The organism is Pseudomonas sp. USHLN015, from assembly GCF_037153275.1.
Classification (GTDB): Bacteria; Pseudomonadota; Gammaproteobacteria; order Pseudomonadales; family Pseudomonadaceae; genus Metapseudomonas; species Metapseudomonas tohonis.
In genome coordinates, this window is the sequence record NZ_JBBCKP010000015.1 from 55,490 (window position 1) to 71,899 (window position 16,410).

A 16,410-nucleotide genomic window follows, 5' to 3' on the forward strand; every position below is an offset into this window, starting at 1 on the left:
ACAAACCCCCGGCCAGTCCGGGGGTTTTTCTTTCTGCTACCAAAGCGCCAGCTGCCACGTCTACACTTCCGCCTATCACTTCGTGGAACGAGACCGTCATGGCGCGTCTGCCTGCCATTCTCCTGCTGTGTCTGGCGTTCTGGGCGGCCCCGTCCGGGGCGTTCACCCTCACGCAGGAAGAACAGGCATGGCTTCAGGACCACCCCGTCCTGCGCATGGGCATCGACGCCTCCTGGCCCCCCTTCGAATTCCGCGACAGCCAGGGCCGCCACCAGGGCCTCGCCGCTGACTACGTCAAGCTGATCCAGGAACGCCTGGGCGTGCGCCTCGAACCGGTGGAGCCCCGCAACTGGGGTGAAGTGCTGGAACAGGCCCGCAATGGCCAGCTCGACCTGCTGCCCGGCGTCATGTCCACCCCCGAACGCCAGCAATACCTCAGCTTCACCCGCCCCTACCTCGACTTCCCCATCGTCATCCTCGCCCGCGACGGCGGCCCGCAGCCCAAATCGCTCGGCGAGCTCTACGGCCTCAAGATAGCCGTGGTCGAGGACTACGCCCCCCACGAACTGCTGCGCAGCGGCAATCCCGACCTCAACCTCCTGCCCCTGCCCAGCGTCGCCGCCAGCCTCCAGGCGCTCGCCACCGGCCAGGCCGACGCCTTCGTCGGCGACCTCGCCTCCAGCGTCTGGAGCCTGCGCCAGCTCAGGCTCGAAGGCCTCTACATCAGCGGCGAGACGCCCTACCGCTACCAGCTCGCCATGGCCACGCCGCGTGGCGACACCCCCCTGGTCGGCATCCTCGACAAAGTCTTCGCCGACATCAGCACCGCCCAGGTCGAAGCCATCCAGGACCGCTGGGTGGGCGGCGTCATCGACCGTCGCCCGGTCTGGACCACCCTCATCGCCTACGGCCTCCCCGCCCTGCTGCTGATCGGCCTCGCCCTGGTCTTCGTCCTGCGCATCAACCGCCGCCTCAGCGGCGAAATGTCACGCCGCGCCCTGCTCGAAGACGAACTGCGCACCAGCGAGCAGCACTACCGCGGCCTGGTCGAAAGCCTCAACGCCATCGCCTGGGAAATGCGCCTCGACGAACACCGCTTCACCTACGTCTCCCCCCACGCCGAACGCCTGCTCGGCTACCCCCTGGCGGACTGGCTCGAACCCGGCTTCTGGCAGCGCACCCTCCACCCCGAGGACGCCCAGCGCGCCGAATACTTCTGCAACGAAGAAGTCGCCGCCGGGCGCGACCACAGCTTCGACTACCGCATGCTCGCCGCCGACGGCCGCGTCCTGTGGATCCGCGACATCGTCACCCTCGACCCCCAGGGCGACAGCCAGATCATCCGCGGCCTGATGATCGACATCACCGAAGCCAAGGACACCGAACACGCCCTGCGCCTCTCCCAGCAGAAATTCGCCTCCGTGTTCCACAACTGCCCCGACGTCATCGCCCTCGCCCGCCGCCAGGACGGCCGCCTGCTCGACGTCAACCGCACCTTCGAGCAACAGACCGGCGTCAGCGCCGCCCAGGCCATCGGCCGCACCGCCACCGAACTGGGCATCTGGGGCACCCCCGACATGGGTCCCGGCCTCCTACAGCGCCTGCAGAGCGAAAGCCTGCACAACCTGGAAATGACCTTCCGCCGGCAGAGCGGCGAAAGCTTCACCGGCCTCATCTCCGCGCAACCCATCGACCTCGACGGCGTCCCCGCCCTCATCGTCGTCGTGCGCGACATCACCCTCGTCAAGGAAACCCAGCAGCAACTGAAGATCTCCGAAGAGAAATTCGCCCGCGCCTTCCACGCCTCCCCCGACGGCCTGCTCATCACCCGCCTGGCCGACGGCAGGCTCATCGAAGCCAACGAAGGCTTCACCCGCATCACCGGCTACACCGCCCGCGAAGCCGCCGACCGCTCCACCCTCGAACTCGGCATCTGGGCCAACCCCGAAGACCGCCAGCAGATGGTCCGCGCCATCCGCGACCAGGGCAGCCTGCGCAACTTCACCGCCCCGGTGCGCACCAAGGGCGGCAGCATCCGCCTCTGCGAACTCACCGCCCAGCCCATCCCCATCAACGGCGAAGCCTGCGTCCTCACCATCGCCCGCGACATCACCGAGCGCCAGCACATGCAGGAAAAGCTCCTGCAGGCCGCCACCGTCTTCGAAAGCACCGCCGAAGGCGTGATGATCACCGACACCGAACAACGCATCACCGCCGTCAACCGCGCCTTCACCGAAATCACCGGCTACAGCGAAGCCGAAGCCCTCGGCCAATCACCGCGCCTGCTCGCCTCCGGCCAGCACGACAGCGCCTTCTACGCCGCCATGTGGCACCAGCTCGCCGCCGACGGCCACTGGCAGGGCGAAATCTGGAACCGCCGCAAAAACGGCGAACCCTATCCCGAGTGGCTGACCATCAGCGCCGTGCGCAACCGCGACGACCAGATCACCCACTTCGTAGGCGTCTTCGCCGACATCTCCACCCTCAAGCACGCCCAGGCCCGCCTCGACTACCAGGCCCACCACGACCCCCTCACCGGGCTGCCCAACCGCATCCTCTTCGAAAGCCGCCTCCAGGCCGCGCTGCTCGACGCCACCACCGACGCCCGGCAGGGCGCCGTGCTGTTCATCGACCTCGACCGCTTCAAACACATCAACGACAGCCTCGGCCACCCGGTCGGCGACCTCCTGCTCAAAAGCATCGCCGCCCGCCTCAAGGACCAGCTGCGCGACATCGACACCGTCGCCCGCCTCGGCGGCGACGAATTCATCATCCTCCTGCCCGGCCTGCACAACGCCGCCGACGCCGAACACGTCGCCAGCAAAGTGCTCGCCTGCTTCAGCGCCCCCTTCGAAGCCGACGACCACGAATTCTTCACCAGCGCCAGCATCGGCATCAGCCTCTACCCCGAACACGGCAACGACGTCGCCACCGTCGTCAAGAACGCCGACGCCGCCATGTACCGCGCCAAATCCAAGGGCCGCAACCGCATCGAGTTCTACACCCGCGACCTCACCTTCCAGGCCAACGAACGCATGGCCCTGGAGAACGAACTGCGCCGCGCCCTCGAACGCGGCGAACTCAGCCTCTACTACCAACCCAAGCTGTGCCTGCAGAACCGCCGCCTGATCGGCGCCGAAGCCCTGATCCGCTGGCACCACCCCCTGTTCGGCGAAATCTCCCCCGAGCGCTTCATCCCCCTCGCCGAAGAGAACGGCCTCATCCTTCCCCTGGGCGACTGGGTCCTCGCCGAAGCCTGCCGGCAGATGCGCGAATGGCAGGACCGCCACGCCCCCTTCGGCCCGCTCTCCGTCAACCTCGCCGGCGCCCAGCTGCGCCAGCCGCAACTGGTCGAGCGCATCGACCGCCTGCTGCAGGACACAGGCGTCGTCCCCTGCCACCTGCAACTGGAAATCACCGAAGGCTTCATCATGAGCCAGGCCGAAGAAGCCCTCGCCGTGCTCCACGCCCTCAAGGCGCTCGGCGTGCAACTGGCCATCGACGACTTCGGCACCGGCTACTCCTCCCTCAGCTACCTCAAGCGCCTGCCGCTGGACATCATCAAGATCGACAAATCCTTCGTCCGCGGCCTGCCCGACGACCTCGAAGACGCCGCCATCGCCCGCGCCATCATCGCCCTGGGCCGCAGCATGCAACTCACCGTCATCGCCGAAGGCGTCGAAACCCACGCCCAGGAAGCCTTCCTCACCGCCGAAGGCTGCGAACAGATCCAGGGCTACGTCGTCAGCCGCCCCCTGCCCGCCGACGTTTTCGCCCGGCAATTCCTCGATCCGTGTCAACCCGTTGGCGCTCAGGAAAAGGCGCCGGTATAATCCGCCGGCCTTCTGGGGGCCTATAGCTCAGTCGGTTAGAGCAGAGGACTCATAATCCTTTGGTCCACGGTTCGAGTCCGTGTGGGCCCACCACCAAAACCCCATGAAAAAGCCGCGCATTGCGCGGCTTTTTTGCATTTCACCGGAGCTTGATCCGGGACGAGTCCCCGGGTCCAGCAGCCTGCACAGGCACCCGCTCGCTCAGCCCTCGGCCGGCCCCACCAACTCGGCCAGCCGAGGGAAATCCAGGGTCAATGCGGCCTGGAGAACGGCATCGGCAAAACCGATGCACAGCGGCTGCTCGGCCGCCAGGTCATGGGCCCACTTCTCGATAAGCGTCACCTGCCCGGTTTCCACCAGGTTCGCCAGGATCGCCAGGCGCGCCGCATCCGGGCGTGCCGCCACATCGGATGCCGGCGGCTCGGTGCCCGGCGAGGCCAGGTCCTGCAACCCCAGGAACCTGACCAACAGCGCCGCCAGCTCGGTTTCGCTGATCGGCTTTCTCAGGCAGGCCGCGAAGCTCAGGTGCGACGCGAAGCCCTCCGGCGCCAGCGGCGCGGCTGCGGAAAGCAGCACCACCGGCGTCGCCGGGGAACGCTCGGCCACCATCCGCAGGACCGACCAGCCGTCACCGCCGTCCATGAACTGATCGGTGATCACCAGGGCGATGTCGTCGCGCCACTGGAGAGCCGCATCGCGGCCATCCACGGCGATGACCACCCGCAACCGATGCCGCTCCAGCTGCTCGGCCAGCAGCAGGCGCAGGTCCGGGTCGTCCTCCACCAGCATCACCACCCGGTCGCCCAGGGGCCGGGGAGCGTCGACGTCCACGGCAGCGGGCTCCGCCGGCAACTCCGTCAGCAACTCGCCCACCACATGGAAGCGGAACGCACTGCCCTGGCCAGGAATGCTGGCCACGCTCAGCTCGCCGCCCATGCAGCGCACCAGTTGCCGGGCGATAGCCAGCCCCAGGCCAACCCCGGCGCGGGAACCCTCTGCATGCTGGTTCCGCCCCCGGACGAAGGGCTCGAAGATCCTCGCCAGGTCGTCGCCGTCGATACCGCCGCCGCTGTCTTCCACCTCGAAGCACAACCGAACCTGGCTGCCCTGCTTCTCCCCTCGGTAACGCAGGGCGATGCGGCCATCGCGGGTATGCCGGTTGGCGTTGCTGAACAGGTTGTCGAGCACCTGGCGCAAGCGGCGGCTGTCGATGGACAGGTACTCGGGCACCAAGCCGTGCTCCTCCAGTGAGAAGCCGTTGCCAGCCGCCTCGGCCTGCAGCCGCGCGACCTCCACCATGTCCGCCAGCCAAGGGCGGAACGCCAGCGGCGCCGCCGTCACCTCCAGCTGGCCGATCTCCGCCCGAGCCGCATCCAGCAGCTCGTCGATCAGGTGCAGCAGATGGCGCCCGCTGCCTTCGATGGCCCGCGCGCCCTCCTCCGGGCCCAGGCGCCGCGAGCCCCGCTGCAGCAGCTGGGCGAAGCCGATGATGGTATTGAGCGGCGTACGCAGCTCATGGCTCATGTGGGCCAGGAAGGTGGTCTTGGCGCGATTGGCTTCGCGCTCCACCGCCAGCGCGGCGGCCAACTGCTGGGTGCGATTGGTGATGGCGATGAGGATCAACGGCGCCATTACCAGCACCGCCAGTGGCCAGGCGCTCGCCAACAGCGGGCCGGTAGGGTCCAGCCCCAGGTACAGGCCCGCCTCGCGGATCACCACCGAGACACCGAAAGCCCCGAAGGAAATGAGTGTCAGCCCCGCAGAGGCATTGCCACCCCGCCAGGCCAGGTAGGAGGTGATGATCCCGGCGGCCAGCGCCACCAGCGAAGCGAGGGTCAGCACCTGCAGCCAGAAGATGTAGTCGTGCAGGCTCGCCCCCAGCGCCGCCACGATCACCACCCCGATCACGCCGAGCAGCGTACGGTCCCAACCCCGCCCCCGCCGCCTGAGGTCGAGGAACGTGCGCACGAACTGGCAGTGCATGATCATGACCGCGGCGCCCAGCAGAGGCACCAGCACGATCGGGAACGGCCAGGTGCCCGGCCACAGGTACTGCTGGGCCAGCCCGCCGATGATCGCTTCGAACCCACTGATCAGCAGCATCTCCAGGCCGAAATAGAGATAAGGCATGTCGCGCAGCTGGATGAAGATCAGCAGGGACAGCAGGCCCGCCAGGACGATGCCGCCCTGGGCCATCGAACGCAGGTTCTCGAACCGCAGCTGCTTGTCGCGATAGGCCTGGGGCTCCCACAGGCGAATGCCCATGTACTGGGCCGAGCGCGACTGCACGCGCACATAGAGCGTGCGTGCCTCGCCAGGCTCGAGGGTGAGCGGGAACAGCGCCGTCGGGCCGGGCAGCGGACGCAACGCCATGGGCACCACCAGGCCGCTGGCCTGGGCCTGCCAGCGGCCGTCGCCCTCCAAGGTATAGAGCCGTGCCGACTCCAGCCGGGCATGGCCGATCTCCAGCCAGCGGCTGATAGGGGTGGTGCCCGGGTTGCGGATGCTGAAGCGCAACCAGCGTGGCCGCGGATCGAAACCCTGGGACAGGGTCCGCGCGGCGACCTGGACGAAGCGCTCAGGCACAGCGGCGACGGCGGCGATATCCAGGCTGCCGTCCTGATCGACGCGCAGGTCGAAGCGGTCCACCACCTGGAAGGCGCCATCGTCACGCAGCTCCAGCACCTCGGCCCAGGCCCCGCCGGCCATCGCCCAGAGGCCGCACAGGCACAGCACCTGCCAGAGTCGCATCAGGCGGCGGTCAGCAGGCATCGTCCGCGGCGCCTTGCTGCTGCGGTGCGCGAAGGCCGGCCTCATCCCGCAGGCGGCTGCGCAACTCGCGCGGCGAGCAACCGAAGCGCTCCCGCACGGCCTTGGAGAAACTGGCGGCATTGGTGTAGCCCAGGTGATCACCGATGTCGCCGATGGGCGTCTCGGTGCGGGCCAGCAGTCCCTGGGCCTGGCTGAGCCGCTCCTCGCGCAACCAGCCGTAGATGGGCATGCCGACGATCCTGTGGAAGGCCTCGTTGAGGCGGGTTTCATTGGTGCCGCACAGGCGCGCCAGCATTTCCGGCGAGGGCGGCTGGCGCAGGTCCCGGCGCAGATGGTCGGTGGCCACCTTCACCAGCACCGCTTCCGGGCGCGTATCGGCTGCCGGGGCCGGGGCGGGAGGGGCGGCGGCGCGCAAGCGGCGCGCGAGCTCCAGGTGAATCTGCACCCGCGCCACCACCTCCGCCTCGTCGATCAGCGGCTTGGCGATATAGTCCACAGCCCCCAGCGTCAGGCCCGTCAGGCGCTCCTGCGGCTGGTTGGCCGCCGTCAGGAAAATCACCGGGATGGCACTGGTCTCAGGGTTGGCCTTGAGCAACCGGCAGGTGGCGAAGCCGTCGCTGCCGGGCATGTGCACATCCAGCAGGATCAGGTCGGGGCGCAGCAACTGGGCCTTGCGATAGCCGTCCTTGCCGTCGAACGCCACCGCGATGTCCAGGCCCCGGGCCGACAGAAACTCCGTCAGCACGCGCAGGTCGGCCACCGAGTCGTCGATGAGCAGGATCTTCGGGTTGCTGGAAATGCGCATGCCGGTGGGGTCTGTGGGGCTGCTGGAGCGGGTATTAGAGCCCAGAACGGGCCCGTCTTCCCACGCCGTGAACGGAAAAATTGTCTGCCGGCAAAGTCTCCCCTGCTGCCGGCAAAATGCCCCCTCAGCGGCCATGGGATCATGCCTCCCGGTCAAGCGAAGCCATAGGCGAGGCAGAAGATTCATGAACCCCAAGGGATGCAGCAGAGCAGTCGCATTCGCCCTGTTTCTCGCACAGACGGCCCTGGCCGCCCAGGCCCCCGATGCCGGGCAGATCCTGGAAAACATCAAGCCCCCCCTCAGCCTGCCGCCGGCCACCGACGGCGTCCTGCCCGAGCCGGCACCGGCCCGCCCGGCCCTGTCGCTGCCCAGCGACGCCAGGGTCTACGTCAGGGCGTTCCGGATCACCGGAGCCCGCGAATTCAGCGAGGCGCAACTGCTCGAGCTGCTCGTCGACAGCACCGACCGCGAACTGAGCCTGGCCGAACTGCACGCCCTGGCCGACCGCATCACCCGCCATTTCCGTGACCACGGCTATCTGCTGGCCCGGGCGTACCTGCCCGCCCAGGACATCAAGGACGGGCTGCTGACCATCGCCGTTCTCGAAGGCCGCCTCGGCAAGATCGATGTGGACAACCGCTCCCTCCTCAGCGACGCCACCGCGCAGCGACAGCTCGACGACCTGCACCCGGGGGACGCGGTGCAGGCCGCCTCTCTGGAGCGATCCCTGCTGCTGCTCAATGAACTGCCCGGTGCCGAGGTGCACTCCACCCTCAAGCCCGGCGCCTCCGTCGGCCTCACCGACCTGGATGTCTCGCTCGGGGCCGGCCCCCGCCTGGCCGGGAGCCTGGAAGCCGACAACTTCGACAACCGCTACACCGGCAGCGAACGGCTCGGCGGCAACCTCGCCATCAACAGCCCCGCCGGCCTCGGCGACACCCTCAGCCTGCGCGGCCTGAGCTCCGGCTCCGGGATGAACTACGGCCGCCTGGCCTACCAGTTGCCGGTAGGCCCCCAGGCCACCCAGGTCGGCGTGGCGTGGTCGGAGATGCGCTACGAACTGGGCGAAGACTTCGAATCGCTGGACGCCCACGGCAAGGCCAGCATCGGCTCGGTCTACGCCCTGCAGCCCCTGCTGCGCAGCCGCCAGGCCCGGCTCGACGGCCAACTGAGCTACGAACACAAACGGCTCGAGGATCAGGTCGACGCCACCGACACCACCCTCGACAAGACCCTGGACGTCTGGAGCCTGGGCCTGAGCGGCAGCCACCAGGACGGCCTGCTCGGCGGCGGCGCCATGCAGTACGGCGCGAGCATCGTGGCCGGCAACCTCGAGCTGGACGCCGCCAGCGCCGCCCTCGACGACAGCGGGCTGGACACCCGAGGCCACTACGCCAAGCTCGCCTTCCAGCTCACCCGCCTGCAACGGCTCACCGACAGGCTCAGCCTCCAGGTCCGCGCCTCCGGCCAACGCGCCGCCAAGAACCTCGACTCCTCGGAAAAGCTCAGCCTCGGCGGTGCCTACGCCGTAAGGGCCTACCCCCAGGGCGAGGCCTCCGCCGACGATGCCTGGCTGGCGAACCTGGAACTGCGCTACGCCCCCGCCCCCGCCTGGCAGCTCTTCGGCTTCTACGACGCAGGCGGCGGACGGATCAGCCATCGCCCCGTGGCCGGCACCGCCGACAACCGCCGCACGCTCTCCGGCGCCGGGCTGGGGGTGAACCTGGCCCTGCCCGCGTCCATCAACCTGCAGGCCTTCGCCGCCTGGCGCACGGGCAGCGAACCGACCTCCGATGACGACCGCAGCCCGCGTCTCTGGCTGCAGACCGTCAAGTACTTCTGACCACGACACGCAAGGCCGACCCCATGAACCACGTCTACCGACTGCTCTGGAACGCCGCCCACGGCACCTACGTGCCGGCACCCGAGAACGCCACCGGCCAGGGCAAGCGGGCCCGCGCCCGCACCCTGCTCGCCGTCCTCCTCGCCGGCGCCAGCGGCCACGCCCTCGCCTTGCCCACGGACGGCCAGGTCAGCCTGGGGCAAGGCAGCATCGCCAGCGCCGAGGGCAGCATGACGGTCACCCAGTCGTCGCAGAACCTCGCGATCAACTGGAACAGCTTCAACATCGCCCAGGGTGAGAGGGTCAGCTTCGTCCAGCCCAACAGCAGCGCCATCGCCCTCAACCGCGTGGTGGGCAGCGACCCCTCCAGCATCTACGGCACCCTGCAGGCCAACGGCCAGGTGTTCCTGATCAACCCCAACGGCATCCTCTTCGCCCCGGGCGCACAGGTGAACGTCGGCGGCCTGGTGGCCTCGACCCTGGACCTGTCGGACCAGGACCTCGCCGCCGGCAACTTCGCCTTCGCGGGCAAGGGCGGCCGCGTCACCAACCAGGGCAGCATCACCGCCAACGGCGGCTACGTGGCCCTCCTCGGCGCCCAGGTCAGCAACGAGGGCACGCTCACGGCCAGGCTCGGCAGCGCTGCCCTGGCGGCAGGGGACAAGGTCACCCTGGACTTCGCCGGCGACCAGCTCGTCAGCCTGGAAGTGGACAAGGGCACCCTCCAGGCTCTGGCCCAGAACAAGCAGCTGATCCAGGCCGACGGCGGCCAGGTGATCCTCACCGCCAAGGCAGCCGAGGGCCTGCTCAGCGCCGTCGTGAACAACGAAGGGATCGTCGAGGCCGGCTCGGTGAGCCAGCACGACGGCGTCATCCGCCTGGAAGGCGACAGGCTGGCCAATACCGGCACCCTGGACGCCAGCGGCGCAACCGGCGGCCGCATCAGCCTGGCCGGCCAGGGCATCATCCAGGCCGGCACCATCCATGCCGACGGCGAAGGCGGCGTGGTGACGGTGGACGCCGCCCACGGCGCCCTGCAGACCACCCAGGGCCAGATCACCGCCAACGGCTCGACCCAGGGCGGCTCCATCCGCGTCAACGGCGGCGACTCGTCGTTCATCTCCGGCAGCTTGAGCGCCAACGGCCAGCGCGGCGGCGACATCACCGTCACCGGGCAGACCGTGAACCTGGCAGCCGCCACCCTGAAGGCCGACGGCACGGCGAAGGGCGGCGCCATCCGCATCGGCGGCGACGCCCACGGAGCGAACCCCGACGTGGCCAACGCCCGCACCACCAGCGTCAACGCCTACACCAGCCTCAGCGCCAAGGGTGCGGACGGCGACATCGTGGTCTGGTCCGACACGCGCACCGATTTCCGCGGCCAGGCCGCCACGGGCGAGCGCGGCTTCATCGAGGTGTCCAGCAAGGGCACCCTCAACTACGGCGGGCAGGTCAACGCCGGGCAGGGCGGCGAGGTGCTGTTCGACCCCACCAACCTGGTCATCACCGACACGATCAGCGACCAGGTCTACCTCGACCTGGCCGACCCCAACCCCCAGGCCGGGGCGCAGCATGGCAGCGGCAACATCGTGCAGCTGGCCAACGGCAACATCGTCGTCGGCAGCCCCACCGCCTACTTCGGCAACATCAGCACCGGTGCGGCCTTCCTCTACAACGGCAAGACCGGGGGGCTGATCTCCGCCCTCTACGGCAACAGCGCCGGCGACAGCATCGGCTCCGGCGGCGTCGCGGCGCTGGCCGGCAGCAACGTCGCGGTGGCCAGCCCCGACTGGGACAACGGCGCGCTGACCGATGTCGGCGCGGTGAACTGGTTCAACGGCACCACGGGGCTGTCGGGATTCGTCTCCGCCGCCAACTCCCTCACCGGCAGCACCGCCGGCGACCGGGTGGGCCTGAACATCACCACCCTCACCAATGGCAACTACATCGTCGGCACCCCCGACTGGCACAACGGCAGTGCGGCCAGCGCCGGCGCCGTCACCTACGGCTATGCCAACCAGGCCCTGACGGGCGTGGTGAGCGCCGCCAACTCCCTGGTCGGCAGCAGCACCGGCGACCGCGTGGGCGCCAACGTGCTGGCACTGCAGCAGGGCAATGCGATCACCTGGAGCAGCCTCTGGGACAACGGCACCGCCGTCGATGCCGGGGCCGTCACCTGGATGAGCGGTACCGGCCCCACGGTGGGCGTGATCGGCGCCACCAACTCCATGGTCGGCAGCCAGACCAACGACTTCCTCGGCACCGACAGCAACCTCAACAGCGGCATCGTCAGCCTCGGCAACGGCAACGTCCTGGTCTTCAGCAAGCACTGGCACCTCACCCCGCAGATCGATACCGGCGCCGTGACCTGGATGAGCGGTTCCACCGCCACCACCGGCGTGGTGGATGCCAGCAACTCCCTGATCGGCAGCTACGCGGCGGACCGGGTGGGCTACATCTCGAACCACCCCTACGGCGACAAGCCCAGCTATGCCGAGCTGGCCAACGGCAACGTGGTGGTGACCAGCGGGTACTGGAACGGCAGCGCCGGCGCCGCCACCTGGATGAGCGGCACCGGCCCCACGGCCGGCGTCATCGGTGCCGGCAACTCCCTGGTGGGCAGCACCGCCAACGACCGGGTCGGCAGTTACGGCATCACCGTGCTCAACAACGGCCACTACGTGGTCAACAGCCCCTACTGGAGCGATGGCCTCAATCCGGAAGTGGGCGCCGCCACCTGGGGCGACGGCAACGGCGGCACGGCGGGCGTCATCAGCGCCGCCAACTCCCTGGTGGGCAGCGCGGCCTACGACCATGTGGGCCTGTCTTCCACCGCCCTCGCCAACGGTCACTACGTGGTCAACAGCCCCAACTGGAGCGACGGCATCAACCCGCAGGTGGGCGCCTCCACCTGGGGCAACGGCAATGGCGGCACGGTCGGCCTCATCGATGCCGGCAACTCCCTGGTGGGCAGTACCGCCTATGACCATGTCGGCCTGTCGTCCACCGCCCTCACCAACGGCCACTACGTCATCACCAGCCAGCACTGGAACGACGTGACCAACGGCCTTGTCCGGGTCGGCGCGGTCACCTGGGCCAACGGCAACGGCAGTACCGTCGGCGCCGTATCGGCAGCCAACTCCATGCTGGGCGACCTCGACAACGACGAAGTCGGCAATGGCGGCATCGTGGCCCTGGCAGGCGGCACCTACCTGATCAGGAGCACGCAATGGCATGACTTGTCCGGGAACGTGGCCTGGCGCAACGGCAGCGCCGCCAGCACCGGCACCTTCGACAGCAGCAACGCGATGACCGGCACCTCGAGCCCGGGCATCACGCTACTGAGCAACGGCAAATTCGTCGTCCACTTCGGCTACTGGGGCAACACCCAGGGCTACGTGGCGGTCGGCAGCAATGACGGCAGCTTCGTCGGCGGCATCGACACCACGACCGCCCTGATCGGCGGCTACCGGCGGGCAAGGCTGGGCGCCGAGGGCAGCGTCCTCGACCTGGGCAATGGCAGCTTCGTGGTCTATGGCTTTGCTGCCGCCAATCCGAGTGGCGTACTCAGCGCCGGCTCCATCACCTTCATCGACAGCAATGCGCCCATCGTCGGCCTGACCAGCGCCAGCAATACCTTCTACGGCTCCGCTCGCGACCAACTGACCCGAGGGGGCATCCAGGTGCTGCCCAACCACGACTACCTGGTGCCCTATTCCAGATGGAGCGGCGACGGCTCCACGCCCGGCATCGGCGCCGTGGTCATCGGCAGCGGCAGCGGCGGCCTGACCGGCTACGCCTCCGCCAGCAACGCCCTGGTGGGCCTGGAAGCCGGCGACCAACTGGGCTCCGGCGGCATCCAGCTGCTGGCCGGCAACGACTTCCTGGTGCGTTCACCCAATGCCACCGTCGACGGCCTGGGCGGTGCCGGCAGCCTGTGGCTGGTGCAGCGCGGCGCCGACCTCGCCAGCACGCTGAACAACAGCGCCGGCAACCAGGCCGTCAGCCCCGGCGCCATCGCCAAGGCCGCCGTCGCCGGCAGCACCCTGACCCTGCAGGCCAGCAACGACATCACCGTCAACAGCACCATCTCCGTGGACGGTGCCCTGAAGCTGCTGGCCGGCAACCGCCTGACCCTGAACGCCGGCATCACCTCCCAGGCCACCGGCACCGCCATCGAACTGGCCGGCCAGGCGTTCACCAACAACCTGGGCGCCAACGCCCTGTCCACGCCCAACGGGCGCTGGCTGGTCTGGTCGGCGAACCCCACCGGCGACACCCGTGGCGGCCTGGCCTACGACTTCAAGCAGTACGACGCCAGCTACGGCAGCACCTCCGTGGCAGGCAGCGGCAACGGCTTCCTCTACAGCCTGGCGCCCGCCCTCACGGCCCAACTCGTCGGCAACGTCACCAAGCCCTACGACGGCACCACCGCCGCCGCCCTGGCCGCCGCCAACTACTCGGTGACCGGCGCCATCGATGGCGACACGGTGCTGTTCGACACACCGACCACCGGCCACTACGACACCCCCGGAGTCGGCACCGGCAAGACGGTGACCTCCAGCGCGCTGAGCATCATCAGCGCCGAGAACGGCGGCAAGCCGGTCTACGGCTACCAGATCGCCCAGGCGAGCGGCACTGTCGGCACCATCGACCCGGTGACCCCGCCACCTGCCACCGACGCCTCGGGTGACCCGGGCCCCCGCTACGACGTGGCCTGGTCGCTGATGGTCCCCGCCGAGAAACACAGGGTGGTCGCCGAGGAACCGGCCGCCGACCTGCTGCAGGTCGACGCCGGCGGCATCCGGCTTCCCGCAGGCCTGGCCAGCACCTACTAGGCGTAACAGCGCTGCCCGTGCACGGCAAGAACCCCGGAAGAGCCGCGCCTCGCGCGGCTTTTCGCGGCCGCATCTGGCATCCATTGCGCAGGACGGAAATCGACAGCGAGCCGAATAGCCCGCATTATCAGCTCACGCAATGAGCCGAATAGACCCGCTAATCGGCTCACACCCGAGCAAAGCGCATGAACACCCCCTTCTGGATCTGGCAGCAACCCGACTGGCCACGCTTCACCTGGCAAACAGAAACCCTTGCCCCACTGCTGCGCGCCTGCACCCAGGCGCAAGGACGCTTGCTCGGCATGCTCGGCGCTGTCGGTAGCGATACCGAGGCACAGAGCAGCCTGGACACCCTGCTGCAGAACATCCTCACTTCATCGGCCATCGAAGGTGAGCCGCTGAACGTCGACTCGGTGCGCTCATCACTGGCACGCCGCCTGGGAATGAACGAAGACGGCCCCGTCAGCGCCCGCTCCGAAGGCCTGGCGGAACTGATGCTCGATGCCACCCGCGCACACCAGCTCCCGCTCGATCTGCCGAGGCTGTATCGCTGGCACAGCTGGCTGTTCCCCATCGACGGCGAGCTGCCTACTCCCCAACTGAGGGTTGGCGCGCTACGTGGCGATGCGCCCATGCAGGTCGTCTCCGGTCGGCTCGACCGCCCGACCGTGCATTTCCAAGCCCCCCCGCGCCAGGGGCTGGAGGAACAGCTGGCAGACTTCCTCGCCTGGTTCGAGAACAGCCGCAGCGATGCAGCGCTCGACCCCTTGCTGCGCGCCGGCATCGCCCACTTCTGGTTCGTCACCCTGCACCCCTTCGATGACGGCAACGGCCGGCTGACCCGAGCCCTCACCGACATGGCACTGGCCCAGGGCGAGCAGCAGGCCATCCGCTTCTACGCCATGTCGGCCAGCATCCTCGACGACCGCGCCGGCTATTACCGCATCCTCGAAACCAGCCAGAAAGGCGGCCTGGACATCACCCCCTGGCTGCAGTGGTTCCTCGCCACACTGCTCAAGAGCCTGGAGCAGGCCCTTGCTCGTATCGACCGAGTACTGGTCAAGACTCGCTTCTGGCAGGTTCATCGCAGCCAAGCCTTGTCTGCCGAGCAGATCAAGGTGCTTAACCGCCTGCTCGATGGCGGCGAACGCGGCTTCGAAGACGGCATCAGCGCCGCCCAGTACCAGGCCGTAGCCAAGGTGTCCAAAGCCACGGCCACGCGCCACCTGAGCGACCTCGTCGAAAAAGGCTGTCTCGCGCGGCTGCCGGGGGGCGGGCGAAGCACCCGCTATCAAATCCCCTCCGAGACAGCCCCGAAGCCAGGCGCCTGAACTGATCCGGCTCAATCCAACCCGAGGTAATCCCACCGGCCATTAGCCAATGGTCTGTGCCCCCTTGAGCGGATAACAGCAATTAGCCATTATCCAGCGAACCGCCCTCAACCGGACTCCAGGCGCGCGTCCCGACAGCCTCCTGGACTCACCCGAATGGCTTGGCTCAAGGAAGAGCGCATGGACATCACCCCCCTGCTTCAGCCCCTCCTCAGCGCGATGGCCTGGCTGATTCCCGCCATGCTGCTGCTCGGCCTGCTCAAGTCCCCCCTGGGCAAGGGCTATGTCGGCGAACGCCTCGTCCGGCTCTTCGCCCACTGGCAACTGGACAGGCAGACCTACCAGCGCCTGCACAACGTCACCCTCGCCACCCCCCGACGGCACCACCCAGATCGACCACGTCTTCCTCTCCCGCTACGGCATCTTCGTGCTGGAGACCAAGAACATGAGCAGCTGGATCTTCGGCAGCGAACAGCAGGCACAGTGGACGCAGAAGCTCTACAAGCACAGCTACAAATTCCAGAACCCGCTGCGGCAGAACTACAAACACCTCAAGGCGCTGGAAGCCACCCTCGGCATCGCCCCCGAGCACCTGCATTCGGTCATCACCTTCGTCGGCGGCAGCACCTTCAAGACCGCCATGCCCGCCAACGTCACCCAGGGCATCGGCTTCATCCGCTACATCAAGTCATTCCAGCAGCCGGTGTTCAGCGACGCACAGGTCGCCACCCTGGTCCGCGCCCTGCAAACCGGCCGACGCGCGCCTACCCTCGCCACGCACCGCGAGCATGTGCAGAACCTTCAGCGCCGCAGTGACCCCAGCGCCGAACGCCAGTGCCCCAAATGCGGCAATGCGCTGGTGATCAGAACGGTGAAGTCGGGGCAGAAGGCGGGGCAGAAGTTTTGGGGCTGTTCGGGGTTTCCGAAGTGCCGGACAGTACAAAGCCTCAACACGTAGCCAGTCCAAAATCGCGTTAAACAATAGAGG

6 protein-coding genes, 1 tRNA gene and 1 pseudogene are annotated in these 16,410 nt (G+C 68.3%); 6 read left to right on the plus strand and 2 right to left on the minus strand.

Annotated elements, in window-relative coordinates; genetic code table 11:
* Positions 1-98: 98 nt before the first annotated feature.
* Positions 99-3,833, plus strand: coding sequence for an EAL domain-containing protein (locus tag WFQ67_RS26610; RefSeq protein WP_337058653.1), 3,735 nt, complete (start codon positions 99-101; stop codon positions 3,831-3,833).
* A gap of 16 nt (positions 3,834-3,849) precedes the next feature.
* Positions 3,850-3,926, plus strand: a tRNA-Ile gene (locus WFQ67_RS26615).
* A 108-nt stretch (positions 3,927-4,034) separates the two neighbouring features.
* Here the strand turns inward: WFQ67_RS26615 and WFQ67_RS26620 are convergent.
* On the minus strand, positions 4,035-6,605 hold the full coding sequence (locus WFQ67_RS26620) for a hybrid sensor histidine kinase/response regulator (RefSeq protein WP_337058654.1): 2,571 nt from the start codon (positions 6,603-6,605) through the stop codon (positions 4,035-4,037).
* Positions 6,595-7,410 (minus strand): response regulator transcription factor, encoded by an 816-nt coding sequence (locus WFQ67_RS26625; RefSeq protein WP_337058655.1) that lies wholly within the window; start codon positions 7,408-7,410, stop codon positions 6,595-6,597. The genes WFQ67_RS26620 and WFQ67_RS26625 overlap by 11 nt, the downstream gene beginning before the upstream one ends.
* A 184-nt stretch (positions 7,411-7,594) precedes the next feature.
* Here WFQ67_RS26625 and WFQ67_RS26630 point away from each other — a divergent pair, with 184 nt between their 5' ends.
* The 4 genes and pseudogenes from WFQ67_RS26630 to WFQ67_RS26645 all read left to right on the plus strand — a co-directional run bounded on the left by WFQ67_RS26630 (position 7,595) and on the right by WFQ67_RS26645 (position 16,380).
* Positions 7,595-9,253: a ShlB/FhaC/HecB family hemolysin secretion/activation protein gene (locus WFQ67_RS26630; RefSeq protein ID WP_337058656.1), complete on the plus strand. Its 1,659-nt coding sequence runs from the start codon at positions 7,595-7,597 to the stop codon at positions 9,251-9,253.
* A 23-nt stretch (positions 9,254-9,276) separates the two neighbouring features.
* Positions 9,277-14,091 (plus strand): two-partner secretion domain-containing protein, encoded by a 4,815-nt coding sequence (locus tag WFQ67_RS26635; RefSeq protein WP_337058657.1) that lies wholly within the window; start codon positions 9,277-9,279, stop codon positions 14,089-14,091.
* A gap of 185 nt (positions 14,092-14,276) precedes the next feature.
* Complete coding sequence (locus tag WFQ67_RS26640) at positions 14,277-15,422, plus strand: Fic family protein (RefSeq protein WP_337058658.1); 1,146 nt, start codon at positions 14,277-14,279, stop codon at positions 15,420-15,422.
* A 180-nt stretch (positions 15,423-15,602) separates the two neighbouring features.
* A pseudogene (locus tag WFQ67_RS26645) lies at positions 15,603-16,380 on the plus strand (NERD domain-containing protein).
* The last annotated feature ends 30 nt before the right edge of the window (positions 16,381-16,410 follow it).